14 protein-coding genes are annotated in these 13,422 nt (G+C 68.0%); 9 read left to right on the top strand and 5 right to left on the bottom strand.

Features of this window, described 5'->3' with window-relative positions; all coding sequences use genetic code 11:
• Positions 1-42 precede the first annotated feature (42 nt).
• Positions 43-276, bottom strand: coding sequence for a DUF3107 domain-containing protein (locus tag ACJEIK_RS20195; RefSeq protein WP_029105576.1), 234 nt, complete (start codon positions 274-276; stop codon positions 43-45).
• Between the two features lie 348 nt (positions 277-624).
• Here ACJEIK_RS20195 and ACJEIK_RS20200 point away from each other — a divergent pair, with 348 nt between their 5' ends.
• A complete protein-coding gene (locus tag ACJEIK_RS20200; protein ID WP_409430193.1) occupies positions 625-1,563 on the top strand; it encodes a hypothetical protein in 939 nt (312 codons plus the stop codon).
• A 33-nt stretch (positions 1,564-1,596) separates the two neighbouring features.
• Here ACJEIK_RS20200 and ACJEIK_RS20205 read toward each other — a convergent pair whose 3' ends face one another.
• Complete coding sequence (locus ACJEIK_RS20205; protein ID WP_135355333.1) at positions 1,597-2,298, bottom strand: ferritin-like fold-containing protein; 702 nt, start codon at positions 2,296-2,298, stop codon at positions 1,597-1,599.
• Positions 2,299-2,634: 336 nt separating this feature from the next.
• Between ACJEIK_RS20205 and ACJEIK_RS20210 the strand changes: the two genes are divergently transcribed.
• Together ACJEIK_RS20210 and ACJEIK_RS20215 are read left to right on the top strand one after the other, a co-directional pair.
• Positions 2,635-4,188, top strand: coding sequence for a DEAD/DEAH box helicase (locus ACJEIK_RS20210; protein WP_409430194.1), 1,554 nt, complete (start codon positions 2,635-2,637; stop codon positions 4,186-4,188).
• A gap of 20 nt (positions 4,189-4,208) precedes the next feature.
• Positions 4,209-5,423 carry a hypothetical protein gene (locus tag ACJEIK_RS20215; RefSeq protein WP_409430195.1) on the top strand — a complete coding sequence of 405 codons (1,215 nt, stop codon included), beginning with the start codon at positions 4,209-4,211 and terminating at the stop codon, positions 5,421-5,423.
• Between the two features lie 7 nt (positions 5,424-5,430).
• Here the strand turns inward: ACJEIK_RS20215 and ACJEIK_RS20220 are convergent, their stop codons facing one another.
• The gene (locus tag ACJEIK_RS20220) at positions 5,431-6,234 is read right to left on the bottom strand and encodes a ParA family protein (RefSeq protein ID WP_166428055.1); all 804 of its coding nucleotides are present in this window, start codon (positions 6,232-6,234) and stop codon (positions 5,431-5,433) included.
• 14 nt (positions 6,235-6,248) lie between these two features.
• On the opposite strand from ACJEIK_RS20220, the gene ACJEIK_RS20225 reads away from it, so the two are divergent.
• From ACJEIK_RS20225 to ACJEIK_RS20245, 5 genes are all read left to right on the top strand, one after another.
• A complete protein-coding gene (locus ACJEIK_RS20225) occupies positions 6,249-6,908 on the top strand; it encodes an acid phosphatase (RefSeq protein ID WP_409430196.1) in 660 nt (219 codons plus the stop codon).
• Positions 6,909-6,943: 35 nt separating this feature from the next.
• Positions 6,944-7,990: an isochorismate synthase MenF gene (locus ACJEIK_RS20230; protein WP_409431732.1), complete on the top strand. Its 1,047-nt coding sequence runs from the start codon at positions 6,944-6,946 to the stop codon at positions 7,988-7,990.
• Entirely contained in the window at positions 7,987-8,478 is a 492-nt protein-coding gene (locus ACJEIK_RS20235) for a GNAT family N-acetyltransferase (protein ID WP_060999103.1), read from the top strand. The genes ACJEIK_RS20230 and ACJEIK_RS20235 overlap by 4 nt, the downstream gene beginning before the upstream one ends.
• A 126-nt stretch (positions 8,479-8,604) precedes the next feature.
• Entirely contained in the window at positions 8,605-10,731 is a 2,127-nt protein-coding gene (locus ACJEIK_RS20240) for an adenylate/guanylate cyclase domain-containing protein (RefSeq protein WP_409430197.1), read from the top strand.
• Positions 10,731-12,128, top strand: coding sequence for a mechanosensitive ion channel family protein (locus ACJEIK_RS20245; protein WP_374704240.1), 1,398 nt, complete (start codon positions 10,731-10,733; stop codon positions 12,126-12,128). Before ACJEIK_RS20240 ends, ACJEIK_RS20245 begins: the two co-directional genes overlap by 1 nt.
• A 5-nt stretch (positions 12,129-12,133) precedes the next feature.
• On the opposite strand, the gene ACJEIK_RS20250 is transcribed toward ACJEIK_RS20245, so the two are convergent.
• On the bottom strand, positions 12,134-12,523 hold the full coding sequence (locus ACJEIK_RS20250) for a hypothetical protein (protein WP_060999098.1): 390 nt from the start codon (positions 12,521-12,523) through the stop codon (positions 12,134-12,136).
• Complete coding sequence (aroQ, locus tag ACJEIK_RS20255; RefSeq protein WP_043392452.1) at positions 12,520-12,963, bottom strand: type II 3-dehydroquinate dehydratase; 444 nt, start codon at positions 12,961-12,963, stop codon at positions 12,520-12,522. The genes ACJEIK_RS20250 and aroQ overlap by 4 nt, the downstream gene beginning before the upstream one ends.
• Before the next feature lie 39 nt (positions 12,964-13,002).
• Here aroQ and ACJEIK_RS20260 point away from each other — a divergent pair, with 39 nt between their 5' ends.
• Complete coding sequence (locus tag ACJEIK_RS20260; protein ID WP_133426886.1) at positions 13,003-13,398, top strand: YchJ family protein; 396 nt, start codon at positions 13,003-13,005, stop codon at positions 13,396-13,398.
• Positions 13,399-13,422 lie beyond the last annotated feature (24 nt).

The raw sequence follows: 13,422 nt of genomic DNA on the forward strand, positions 1-13,422 counted from the left end.
TTCCGTTGTGGAAAGGGGCAGTTTTCTTGTGTGCGGGCGGAGTCAGTCCTTGCCGGTGACGCCGAAGCCGACCCGGCGGACGTCAGCCGCGCCGATCTCGACGTAGGCGATCTTGGCGGTCTGCACCAGGAACCGGCGGCCCTTCTCGTCGGTCAGCGCGAGCACGCCCTCCTTACCGAGCGCGTCGGTCACCAACTTCTCCACTTCCTCGGGAGTCTGCGCGCTGTTGAGGAACAGTTCGCGCGGGCTGTCGGTGACACCGATCTTGACCTCCACGCTGACCCCTTTCATTCGTTTTCAAGACTTCAGTCGAGCTGCTATCGAACTCTCCTCAGGAGGCTAGTGGACGACGGCGGCCGGGGTACCCGGGGGCACGTTCGCCTGTAGGCGAATCAGCGCGCGCGACCGTTGGACGCCGCCGGCGAGGTCACGACGTCGTCACAGTTGCCGGCCTCGACTCACCGCCGGACGGCACCGCTTTTCGAGGTCGCGACGGGTCGTCGCGGCGGGGTCGACCGAACCGAGTCCCGACCGTTATCAGGCGGCCAGCGAGCCGAGCTCATCCGTAACTTCTGCACCATTAGCATCGACGAGGTAAGTGATACTCGAGCGGGGAAAGTCGCCATGAGCAGGACATATTCGCGATATTCAACACCGTCGGGGGCGTCCACCGGCAGCTACGGGGACACCCCGAGCTACGAGGGCTACGACCGCGGTTACAGCTACGGCTCCAGCACCGCGTACGGCAGTGGATACGGCAGCACGGAGTACAGCAGCGACCGCAGCCACTCGTACGGCTCGTACAGCTCGTACGGTTCGGCCACCGATCTGGCCGACCGACCGGCGCGCGAGTACACCAGCACCTACGGCGACACCGATCGGTTCACCGCGTCCGACGCGGGCTACACCGACGCGGACGCCGACGCGGCATACGACGACTACGACGACGACATCTACGAGTACGACGAAGGCATCGACCGGCGCTGGGTGTGGGTGGCCGGCGTCGCCGGTGCCATCCTGCTCGTCGCCGTCATCTGCACCGTCGTGATTCTCGGCGGCGGCGACAGCGGGCCTGTCACCGCGCCGATCACACCGCCCAGCACCAGCCAGTCGGCAACGCCGACCGCCTCGGCCGCGCCGTCGGCCGCTCCGCGCCCCCGGGTGACGGCGGCGCCGCCGACCGCGTCACTGGCACCCGAGACCGTCACGACCGTCACCCCGACCGCAGCGGCGCCCACACCGGCCGAGGCCGTCCCGCCGGCCGACGCCGCGGCGGTGCCGGCGGCACCACTGCCGAACACCATCACGTACCGCATCACGGGCAACAAGTCGCTCCTGGACCTCGTGACGGTGATCTACACCGACGGGCAGGGCGCGCTGCAGACGGACGTCAACGTGGCGCTGCCGTGGGCCAAGACGGTCACGCTGAACCCGGGCGTCACGCTGAGTTCGGTGACCGCGACCAGCGTCACCGGTCAGCTGAACTGCTCGATCAGCGACGGGTCCGGCCAGGCGGTCGCCATGCAGACCAACAACACGATGATCACCACCTGCACGAAGTAATCACCACGGCACCACAGAACCGGGTGTGTGAGCTCAGCCGAGGCCGAGTTCGCGCACCCGGTTCTTGTGTGTCTCCTGCAGGCGCTCGAAGAACTCGGTCATCTGGGTCAGGCCCTCGCCGCTGGACAGCACGAGATCGACGAGCTCGTCATGCTCGGCCATCACGAACTGCGCCTGGGTGATGGCCTCCCCCAGCAGCCGCCGCGACCACAACGCCAGCCGGTGCCGCTGCCGGTCGCTGGCGCTGACCGCGGCCCGCACCTCGGCCACCACGAACTGGGAGTGCCCGGTTTCCGACAGCACCGCGCGCACCACGTCGGCGGCCTCGGCGGGCAGCGAACCGGCGATCTCCAGGTAGAAATCCGCCGCGAGGGCGTCGCCGACGTACGTCTTGACGAGCGCTTCGAGCCACGTGCTCGGCGTGGTCAGCCGGTGGTAGTTCTCCAGTGCCGGAGCGTATTTCGTCATCGCCGGGACGACGTCGACGCCACGGCGCAGCAACGCGTCGCGCAATACGTCGAAATGCCCCATCTCGGCGGCGGCCATGCGCGCCAGGTTGATGCGGCCGGCCAGATTCGGCGCCATGCGCGCCTCCTCGGTCAGCCGGTAGAACGCGGCGACCTCGCCGTAGGCCAACAAGGCGAACAACTCGTTGACACCGGGATGATCGCCGGACACCGCCGGCTGCACCGGAGTTGCCGTCTGCTCGGGCCGCGCCTGGGACGTCGAAGGCATGGCCCCAACTGTAGACCGCGACTCGCGTCACAGCCGACCGGCGATGCGACCAGCTACAATGGTCTCGGCTGTAGCCAGTTCCGAGCAAGTTCCGGATCCGAGAAGGGTCCGGCGCGGGCAACGCGCAACCGGCCACGACCAAGGAAATGTGCGTGCACGTGTTGGCCCGCCTCCATCCGCGACCGACGCGGTAGGCGGTTCTCCAGCTCGCCGGAACATCCGGCTGAATCGGCAGAATCGCCCCGAGGGCCCAAGTGTTGATCGTCAGACTCGTGCGCGCGTGGACAAACAGCGAGCACTGACTCCGATGACACTGGAAGGCATCCACGCCACCTCATGACCGCATTGACTGCAAAGACAACCGAAGAAAAAACATTCGCTGACCTCGGCGTTCGGGACGAGATCGTCCAGGCGCTCGCCGAAGACGGCAAGGCCCACCCGTTCGCCATCCAGGAGCTGACCCTCCCGCTGGCGCTCGCCGGCGACGACCTGATCGGCCAGGCCCGCACCGGTATGGGCAAGACCCTGGCGTTCGGTGTGCCGCTGCTGCACCGCGTCGCCTCCGACGCCTCGCTGCCGCTGACCGGCACGCCCCGCGCGCTCGTCGTCGTCCCCACCCGCGAGCTCTGCATCCAGGTCCACGGCGACCTGACGATGGCCGGCAAACACCTCAAGGCCGGCGAGAACGGGGAACGCAAACTCCGCGTCGAGGCCATCTACGGCGGCCGCCCCTACGAGCCGCAGATCGAAGCCCTGCAGCAGGGCGTCGACGTCATCGTCGGTACCCCGGGCCGGCTCCTGGACCTGGCCCAGCAGGGTCACCTGCAGCTCGGTGGCCTGAGTGTCCTGGTCCTCGACGAGGCCGACGAGATGCTGGACCTGGGCTTCCTGCCCGACATCGAGCGCATCCTGCGCCTGACCCCGGATTCCCGGCAGGCCATGTTGTTCTCGGCGACCATGCCGGACCCGATCATCACGCTGGCCCGCACCTTCATGAACCAGCCGACGCACATCCGGGCCGAGGCCCCGCACTCGGCGGCCACGCACGACACCACCAAGCAGTTCGTCTACCGCGCCCACGCGCTGGACAAGGTGGAGATGGTCAGCCGCATCCTGCAGGCCAACGGCCGCGGCGCGACCATGATCTTCACCCGCACCAAGCGCACCGCGCAGAAGGTGTCCGACGAGCTCGCCGAGCGCGGCTTCAAGGTCGGCGCCGTCCACGGTGACCTGGGCCAGATCGCCCGCGAGAAGGCGCTCAAGTCGTTCCGCAACGGCGAGATCGACGTGCTGGTCGCGACCGACGTCGCGGCCCGCGGCATCGACATCGACGACATCACGCACGTCATCAACTACCAGATCCCCGAGGACGAAATGTCCTACGTGCACCGCATCGGGCGGACCGGTCGTGCCGGCAAGACCGGTATCGCCGTCACGCTGGTGGACTGGGACGAGCTGACGCGCTGGACGCTCATCGACAAGGCCCTGAACCTGGACTGCCCGGACCCGGCCGAGACGTACTCGCGTTCGCCGCACCTGTACGAAGAGCTGGACATCCCCACCGATGTCACCGGCTCGATCGGTGCCTCGCGGGCCAAGCCCGCCAAGAAGTCGGCTTCTGACCCCGAGCTCAAGCGCGAGTCGAGCGCCGACAAGGACCGCCCGGCCCGCAGCCGCAGCCGGTCGCGCCGCCGTACCCGCGCCGGCGAAACGGCCACCGGTCATGTCGAGGCGTCCGGTGCCGCCGAGGGCGACGCCCCCGCCGAAGCCGGTGCGCCGACCGGCGACACGCCCGCCGAGTCGACCCATTCGGGTCGTCGCCGCCGGCGTCGTCGTCCGAGCAAGGCCGGCGCCGAGGCCGCGGCCGTCGCAGCACCTGCAGCCGAATAGCCGCAGGTCGTCGGCGCCCTATGGTCAAACCGGAACGACGTACCAAAGCTGATCTGATCGCCGCCGCGGCCATCGTGGTGGTGGTCGCGGTCGGCGCCGCGCTGATCTGGTGGAACAGCGACGCGCGGGCCACCGTCAGCCGGCCCGCCGAGCGTCCCATCCCGGCGTTGCATGCCGCGAAGACAGTCCCGACGACGCTGCGCGAGCTATGGACCGCAGCCAGCGGCAAGACCACCCAGCCGGCGGTCGTCGGCGGCGTCGTGGTGACCGGCGACGGCGACGAGATGCTGGGCCGGGACCCGGCCACCGGCAGCACCGTCTGGAGCTACTCCCGCGGCCGCGAACTGTGCGGCGTCACCACCGTGTACCAGTACGCGGTGGCGGTGTACCCCGACGACCGCGGCTGTGGGCAGGCCAGCGCGATCGACGCGAGCACCGGACGTCGCGGACCCGCCCGCAGCAGCCTGGCCGACGCCGAGGTGAAGCTGTCCACCGACGGGACGACGATCCTGTCGTACGGGGACAGCCGCCTCGAGCAGTGGCGCTCGGACCTGGTGCGCATGATCAGCTACGGCTACCTCGACGCCGTCGTGAAACCCGGTGTGCCGGCCTCTCCCCTGTGCCGGTTGACCTCCGCCGCGGCGAGCCCGGCGTCGGTGGCCGTCATGGAGGCCTGCCCCAAGCAGAACGACCTGCGGTTGACGCTGCTCAAGGCCGCCAAGGAAGAAGACCAGCCGGACGTCAAGCGGGTGGCGTTGCCCGGTGTGAGTGTGGACTCCGACGCCCAGGTGATCGCGGTGTCCGAGACCAAGGCGGCCATCTACGTGCCGACGCCGCAGCCGTGCGTGAACATCGTCGACGAAACCGGCAACACCATCGCCAGCACGCTGCTGCCGCATGCGCCGACACCGGTGACCGCGACGACCCGCGTCGGTGACGTCGTCACCTGGTACACCGGCGACTCGGTGCTGGTTTTCGACGCCAACGGGTTGCGCTACAAGTACACCGTCAGAGCGCAGGGTGGACAGGCGCCGATCGGCCCGGCGACCATGCTGGCCGGCCATCTGCTGGTTCCGGTGACCAGCGGCTACGACACGTTCGACGCCCAGAGCGGCGCCGGCCAGACGCACATCGCGCTGGCCAGGCAGCCCGTCAACACCGCGGTCATCCCGGCCCTGGCCGGTTCGGTGCTGCTTGAGCAGCGCGGCAGCCAGTTGGTGGCGTTGGGTCAGTGACCCGCGGTCACACCTCAGGGGTGAAGACGGGCAGCGCCTTGTTCTTCTTCCAGTGCTTCAGCAGCGACTGCGCCAGTTCGCGATAAGCGATGGCGCCCTTGTTCTTTCGGCCTGCGAGGACCGACGAACCCGACGCGCTGGCCTCGGCGAACCGCACCGTGCGCGGGATCGGCGGGGCGAGCACCACGAGGCTGTAGCGGTCGGCCACATCGAGCAGGACGTCGCGGCTGTGCGTGGTGCGGGCGTCGTACAGCGTGGGCAGCGCGCCCAGCAGGCGCAGGTCCGGGTTGGTGATCTGCTGCACGTCGGTGACGGTCCGCAGGAACTGGCCGACACCGCGGTGGGCCAGCGTCTCGCACTGCAGCGGCACGACGACGTCGTTGGCCGCGGTCAGGCCGTTGAGCGTCAGCACGCCCAGCGACGGCGGGCAGTCGATGATCACCACATCGAACTGGTCGGCGACCTTGGCGAGCGCGCGCTTGAGCGCGTACTCGCGACCGGCCCGCATCAGCAGCATCGCTTCGGCACCGGCCAGGTCGATGTTGGCCGGCAGCAGGGTCATACCCTCGGTGGTCGAGACCAGCGCGACGTCGGGCTCCACGTCACCGAGCAGCACCTCGTGCACCGAGACCGGCAGCTTGTCGGGGTCCTGGCCGAGAGAGAAGGTCAGGCAGCCCTGCGGATCGAGGTCGACGAGCAGAACGCGCTGCCCTTCCTCGGTCAGCGCTGCACCCAGCGACGCCACTGTCGTCGTTTTTGCGACCCCACCTTTTTGGTTGGCGACCGCAAGTACCCGTGTCACGGTGCCCATCCTGACACGCGGCCATGTGGCACCGCTCACCGTGGGGCAGAATCTCGGGCGTGAGTACCGCAGCCGATCTTTCCAAACACAGGCTGTTGCTGCTTCGCCACGGCCAGACCGAATGGTCGCGCAGTGGCCGGCACACCGGACGCACCGACCTCGAGCTGACCGAGGAAGGCTTGCAGCAGGCCCGCAGCGCCGCCTCGGCGCTGGCCGAGCTGAAGCTCGCCGACCCCTTGGTGATCAGCAGTCCGCGCCGGCGGGCCGTGGTGACGGCCGAACTCGCCGGGCTGGACGTCGCCGAGACCACCGAACTGCTGGGCGAGTGGGACTACGGCGATTACGAAGGCCTGACGACGCCGCAGATTCGCGAGCAGGTGCCCGACTGGCTGGTGTGGACGCACGGCTGCCCCGGCGGCGAGAGTCTGGCCGATGTCAGCGCCCGCGCCGACCGGGCCGTCGCGCTGGCCCTGGAGCACATGGCGACGCGCGACGTGGTTTTCGTCGGGCACGGCCACTTCTCGCGCGCCGTGATGACCCGCTGGATGGAGCTCCCGATCACCGACGGCATCCGGATCTCGATGGCGGCGGCCTCTATCGCGGTGTGCGGCTTCGAGCACGGCGTGCGCCAGTTGGTCGCGCTCGGTCTCACCGGCCACCCCAACCCGTGCCTGCCCGAGTGACCCCGGTTTTCGTGCTGGCGGGTCCCGATGGGGTGATGCTGGCAGACGGCCCGGCCCGGGCGTTCCCCGATCTGGCCGAGGCACGACGGGCGCTGGCCGCCGGCGAGGTGCCGATCCTGGTGGGCGCCTTGCCTTTTGATCTCGACACCCCCGCCGCACTGATGGCGCCGGCCTCGGTCACCTATGCCGACACGCTGCCGTTCACCGATGACCGGCTGCCGGCGGTCCGGATCGCGGCCAGCGTGCCCTCGCCCGACGAACACCGGGCCCGGGTGGCCGCGGCGGTACGGGCCCTGCGCGATCCGGCGGCCGGCCTGCACAAGGTGGTGCTCGCCCGAGCCCTGGAGCTCGTCGCCGACGACACCCTGGACCCGTACGTCGTGCTGAGCCGTCTCGCCGACGACCACAGCGCCACAGCGTTTTTCACCGATCTCAGCGCGGCAGGGGCGCCGTACTCCGGCACCGCGTTGCTCGGCGCGAGTCCCGAACTGCTCGTCGCCCGCCGCGGCGATGTGGTGACCTGCAAGCCGTTCGCCGGCTCGGCACCGCGGTCCGCCGACCCCGACACGGACGCCGCCAACGGCGCCGCGCTCGCGGCGTCGGCCAAGAACCGGCATGAGCACCAACTGGTGGTCGACATCATGCGCGAGGCGCTCGAACCGCTGTGCAGCGAACTGGACATCGCCGCCGAGCCCCAGGTGAGCGCCACCACGGCCGTCTGGCATCTGAGCACCCCGATCGTGGGACGACTGCGCGAAACATCGACCACCGCACTGGATTTGGCCATCGCACTGCATCCGACGCCGGCCGTCGGCGGGGTCCCCACCGAAGCGGCGGTGCGGCTGATCCACGAACTCGAAGGCGACCGTGGGTTCTACGCCGGTGCGGTCGGCTGGTGTGACAGCGCCGGCGACGGCCGGTGGGTGGTGTCGATCCGGTGCGGGCAGCTGTCGGCCGACCGGCTGTCCATCGACGCCCGCGCCGGCGGCGGTATCGTCGCCGAATCCGATCCCGATGACGAAGTCACCGAGACCACAACAAAATTCAGGACGATGCTGACCGCGTTGGGAGTACCCGTATGACCGTGACCATCCGCCCGGTGCAGCCCGGCGACGAAGTCGAGATCACCGCGATGATCCACGAACTGGCCGCATTCGAGAAGGCCGCCGACCAGTGCACCGTGACCGAAGCGCAGATTCGGACCGCGCTGTTCGGTGGCGCCGAATCGGGTCAGGCCGCCGTCTCGGGTCATTTTGTCGAGGTCGACGGCCGGCCGGCCGCGTTCGCACTGTGGTTCCTGAACTTCTCGACGTGGGACGGCGTCTCCGGCATCTACCTCGAAGACCTGTTCGTGCGTCCCGACTTCCGGCGCCGCGGCCTGGCCCGCAAGCTCCTGTCGACACTGGCGCAGGAATGCGTGGAGCGCGGTTACACGCGGCTGCAGTGGGCGGTGCTGAACTGGAACGTGAATGCCATCGCCCTGTACGACGAGGTCGGCGGGAAACCGCAGACCGAGTGGACCACCTACCGGGTGTCCGGACCGGAGTTGACGGCTCTGGCCGAGGGCTGATCCGGCCACCGCTGACGTTCCTCGCAAATTTCTTCCCCAATTCCCTTCTGCACGTGGGCCTCAGCTGCCACCATCGGTGGTGATCCGCGGCCCGACCGATGAGGCCGGGCCGGGGAAGGGACGGCAATGCGATTCCAGCGTCGCCAACTGCTGTCCAGGGTGAGCATCCAGTCGAAGCTCGTGGTGATGCTGGTGCTGTGCACCATCGTCGCGGCGACCGTCGTGGGTGTCATCGGGTTCCGGGCCGGTCGCGCCTCACTGCGCGACTCGGTCCTGAACCGGCTCACCGAACTTCGGCAATCGCAGTCGCGCGAATTGAAGGACCAGCTGTCGGATCTGAAGAACTCGATGATCATCTATGCGCGCGGCGCGCACACCCAGGGTGCTCTGGCGGAGTTCACCGCCGGATTCGACGCGCTGGCGGACAAACCCATCAGTCCGGCGCAGTCGCAGTCGATCACGGACTACTACACCAACACCTTTCTCAAAGAGGTCGAGCAGTCCAGCGGCGCCAAACTGAATGTCGATCAGCTCCTCCCGAGGGACAACGCCCAGCGCTACCTGCAGGCGAACTACACCGCCGTACGGAAGGACGACGACACGGCGGTCAAGGTCGACGACGCACATGACGGCAGCACGTGGTCAGCGGCGAACGCGCGGTACCAGGATTTCTTCCGCCAGATCGTCAACCGGTTCGAATTCCAGGACGCGATCCTGCTCGACAACCGCGGCAACATGGTCTACAGCGCGTACAAGGACGTAGACCTCGGCACCAACATCCTGACCGGTCCCTACAGCGGCTCCAAACTCCGTGGCGCATACGAGAAAGCGATGTCCGCGAACTCCGTCGACTACGTGGACATCACCGATTTCGAGATATACCAACCGGCGGAGAACCAACCCACCGCCTGGATGGTCACCCCGATCGTGACGGCGGGACGCGCAATGGGGGTGCTCGCCCTCCAGTTCCCGATCTCGAAGATCAACCGCCTGATGACGTTCGACCAGCGCTGGAAGGAATCGGGCCTCGGTAACACCGGCGAAGTCTTCCTGGTCGGTCCCGACGACCTGATGCGCTCGGATTCGCGGATGTTCCTGCAGGATCGGCAGACCTACAAGAACGACGTCGTCGCGGCCGGCACGCCGGCCGACGTCGCCGACCGGGCCATCCAGCTGGGCGGCACCACCCTGGTGCAACCGGTGCCACCGACCACCAACAAGCAGGCCTTGCGGGGCGAGTCCGGAACCCGGCTGGCCACTGACTATCTCGGCCATGAGGTGCTGTTGGCCTACGCACCCATCACGATTCCCGATGCCGAACTGCACTGGACCATCATCGGCAAGATCGACACCGCGGAGGCGTTCCAGCGGGAGACCGCGTTCACCCGGACCATCGTGCTGACGACCGTCGGCATCATCTTCGTCGTGTGCATCGCCGCGATGTTCCTCGCCCAACTCTTCGTGCGGCCCATCCGGCGGCTGGAGGCGGGCGCGCAACGCATCAGCGCCGGCGACTACAACATCAACGTGCCCGTCGAGACGCGCGACGAGATCGGTGAACTGACAGAGGCTTTCAACGAGATGAGCCGGAGCCTGACGGTGAAGGAAGAGCTGCTCGTCGAGCAGCGCAAGGAGAACGCCAAGCTCTTGGCGCTGCTGATGCCCGAACTGGTCGTCGAGCGCTACCAGCAGGGTGAGGAGATAGTCCCGGAGGAGCACCAGAACGTCACGGTGATCTTCACCGAGGTCATCGGGCTGGACCGGCTCCAGGCGCAGTTGACGTCGCAGGGGTCGCTGGCTGTCGTCACCGAGCTCGAGCGCCAATTCGACGCCGCCGCAGACAGTCTCGGCATCGAACGCGTCCGCGCGATCCGTAACGGCTACCTCGGCAGCTGCGGACTCAACACCCCGCGACTGGACAACGTCCGGCGGACCGTCGACTTCGCCCTGGAATGCCAGCGCATCATCGACCGGTTCAACAGTGAAACCGGTAACCACCTGGGTCTGCGGGCCGGCATCGACACCGGCACCGTCAGCAGTGGACTCGGCGGCGAGTACTCCGTGGTCTACGACATGTGGGGCGCCGCGGTCAACGTCGCCTACCAGGTCAAGAGCGGCTCGCCACAACCCGGAATCGATGTCACGGACCGCGTTTATCAGGCGCTGCAGGCCACCATGACCTTCACTTCTGCCGGCACCATGTCCGTGGACGGGCAGGATGAGCCGATCTGGCGGCTGGTGGCGCCGCAATGATCGCCGACGTGTTCACCTCGGCCTGGTTCTACTGGGCCGTGGCCATCGCGGTCGGATTGCCGATCGGAATGGTGGTCCTCACCGAATGGCAGCACGCGCTGCGACGCAGGCAGAGCTACCTGGTGCGGCCGGTGACCGTACTACGCAACTACCTGCTGCCCCTCGGTGCCCTGCTGCTGTTGTTGACCGAGGCCCGGCAGGTACCGGCCGGAGCCACCTCGGTCCGCACCGTCGCAACACTTTTCGCGTTCGTCGTGCTGATCCTGCTGCTGTCCGGCGTCAACGCCACCCTGTTCCAGGGGGCGCCCGCGGGGACGTGGCGCAAGCGCGTGCCGACGATCTTCGTCGACGTCGCCCGGTTCGTCCTGATCGCGGTCGGTCTGGCGGTGATCTTCTCGTACATCTGGGGAGCGAACGTCCGCGGCCTGTTCACCGCGCTCGGCATCACCTCGATCGTCATCGGCCTGACACTGCAGAATTCGGTGGGCCAGATCATCTCCGGCCTGCTCATGTTGTTCGAGCAGCCGTTCCAGATCGGCGACTGGCTGGACACAGCTGCCGCACGCGGCCGCGTGGTCGAAGTCAATTGGCGGGCAGTGCATCTGGAGACCGGCGCCGGCACCCAGATCACCCCGAACTCGGTCCTTGCCGGGGCGTCGTTCACCAATCTGAGCCGGCCGGCCGACGCGCACTCGCTCACCGTGACCACCATCTTCTCGCTCGACGATCCGCCGAACCAGGTGTGCGCGCTGCTCACGCGCTTGGCCGCAGACCTGCCGATGCGACGCCCGGACGGCGCCGTGTCGGCAACCCCCGCGGGCGGACTCGAATATCAGACCACCATTCCACTGCACTCCCCCGCCGACGACGGCGAAACCAAAAAGCTCTTCCTGCAATGGGTCTGGTACGCATCGCGACGGGCCGGCCTGCACCTGGACGAAGCCGAGGACGATTTCGCGACAACCGAAAGGCTCGCCGAGGCCGTCGCCGACGTCGTCGCACCGACACTACGGCTGAACGCCGACCAACAAAGCGAACTGCTGGGTGCCGCGAACCTGGAACGCTACGGAATCGGCGAATTGATCCAGCGGGTCGGCGAGGTACCGGAGCGGATGACGTTCATCCTGTCCGGACGCGTTCAGTTGACCGCCAGCAGCGACGACGGCGTGGAAACCCTGATCGGGCTCCTCGAGGACGGCAGCTATCTCGGTCAGAGCACACTGACGCGCCAACCGGTGATCGGCAATGCGCACGCCCTCGACGAAGTCACGGTGGTGCACGTCGAACGCGACCACATCGAGACGGTGGTACAGCGAAATCCGGTGCTGCTACAGGAATTCGGCCGGGTTATCGAGGACCGCCGGGCCCACGCCCGGCGACTCCTGAGCGCCGACTGAAACCGTCACTCCCGCTTCGAGATCCACTCCACCGTGGACGGGCTGAACAACAACCCCAGCGTGACGATGGCGACCAGTGCCACCACGATGGCGTACTGCAACTGGCCGGATTGGAAGACGTACCAGGCGACTCCGAGCAGCAGCAGGTTGGCGAACACCCCGATGCCGCGGCCCCAGCGCCGGCCGGTGATCAGGGCCCAGCCGCCGGCGAGCACCGCGCCGCCGACGCACGCCAGCCAGATCGCATTGCCGTAACCGTTCACGATGTGCTGGTCGGCACCGGCCAGGCCGCGCACCACGTACACCGCGGCCCCGATCAGGCCGAGCGCACCTTCGGCGGCCACCAGGAATCCGGCCCGGCGCACGGCCGGCGGGTGGATCGTCGGATCAGTCACCGCGACAACCGATCTGCCAGGTACCGCACCGCCAGCTCGTAGCCGATGGGCCCCGCGCCGGCGATCACGGTCTCGGCCACGGCCGACACGTAAGAGTGGTGCCGGAAGGCCTCGCGCTTGTGGATGTTGCTCAAATGCACTTCGGCAACCGGCAATTCGGCCGCGGTGAGGGCATCGGCGATGGCCACCGACGTGTGGCTGTAGGCGGCGGGGTTGATCACGATGCCGACGCAGTCGGTGCGCGCCGCCTGGATCGCGTCGACCAGTTCACCTTCGTGGTTGCTCTGCACCGCACGCACGGAGAAGCCCAGTTGTGCCGCGAGATCGGTGACGGCCTGCTCGATCTGCGCCAGCGTGGTCGAGCCGTAGATTTCGGGCTGGCGAGTGCCCAACAGGTTCAGGTTGGGCCCGTTGACGAGGAGCAGGCGGCGATCGGTCACCCATCCACGGTACCGGCAGCGAACAGGCAGAATTGGCCGGTGCCGACCAACAATCAACCGTGTCGCTGCGATACCGGGACCGAATACGACGCCTGCTGCGGCCCGCTGCACCGCGGCGAACGTCCGGCTGCCACCGCGGTGGCGCTGATGCGTTCCCGCTTCACCGCGTTCGCCCTCGGCGATGTCGACTACCTGTTGGCGACATGGCATCCGAACACCCGCCCGGCCGATCTCGACCTCGATGACGCCGTGGTGTGGCGCCGGCTGCAGATCGTCGACACCGAGGCCGGCGGCGCGGACGACCCGGCCGGTGTCGTGCAGTTCCGCGCCCAGTACGTGCGCGACGGCAGCCGGCACATCCTGCACGAGCGCAGCCGCTTCACGCGGGGCGGCGACGGCCGCTGGCTGTACGTCGACGGCGACTTCGTGGATTAGCACCCGGGCGACCGAGTTGCCGAC

It is taken from the genome of Mycobacterium sp. SMC-16, assembly GCF_046250085.1.
Lineage (GTDB): Bacteria > Actinomycetota > Actinomycetes > Mycobacteriales > Mycobacteriaceae > Mycobacterium > Mycobacterium phocaicum.

Excerpts from the sequence above, each read along its gene's own strand:
- ACJEIK_RS20200 (WP_409430193.1), top strand. The coding sequence starts at position 625 with ATGAGCAGGACATATTCGCGATATTCAACACCGTCGGGGGCGTCCACC.
- ACJEIK_RS20205 (WP_135355333.1), bottom strand. The coding sequence starts at position 2,298 with ATGCCTTCGACGTCCCAGGCGCGGCCCGAGCAGACGGCAACTCCGGTG.
- ACJEIK_RS20210 (WP_409430194.1), top strand. The coding sequence starts at position 2,635 with ATGACCGCATTGACTGCAAAGACAACCGAAGAAAAAACATTCGCTGAC.
- ACJEIK_RS20215 (WP_409430195.1), top strand. The coding sequence starts at position 4,209 with ATGGTCAAACCGGAACGACGTACCAAAGCTGATCTGATCGCCGCCGCG.
- ACJEIK_RS20220 (WP_166428055.1), bottom strand. The coding sequence starts at position 6,234 with ATGGGCACCGTGACACGGGTACTTGCGGTCGCCAACCAAAAAGGTGGG.
- ACJEIK_RS20225 (WP_409430196.1), top strand. The coding sequence starts at position 6,249 with ATGTGGCACCGCTCACCGTGGGGCAGAATCTCGGGCGTGAGTACCGCA.
- ACJEIK_RS20230 (WP_409431732.1), top strand. The coding sequence starts at position 6,944 with ATGCTGGCAGACGGCCCGGCCCGGGCGTTCCCCGATCTGGCCGAGGCA.
- ACJEIK_RS20235 (WP_060999103.1), top strand. The coding sequence starts at position 7,987 with ATGACCGTGACCATCCGCCCGGTGCAGCCCGGCGACGAAGTCGAGATC.
- ACJEIK_RS20240 (WP_409430197.1), top strand. The coding sequence starts at position 8,605 with ATGCGATTCCAGCGTCGCCAACTGCTGTCCAGGGTGAGCATCCAGTCG.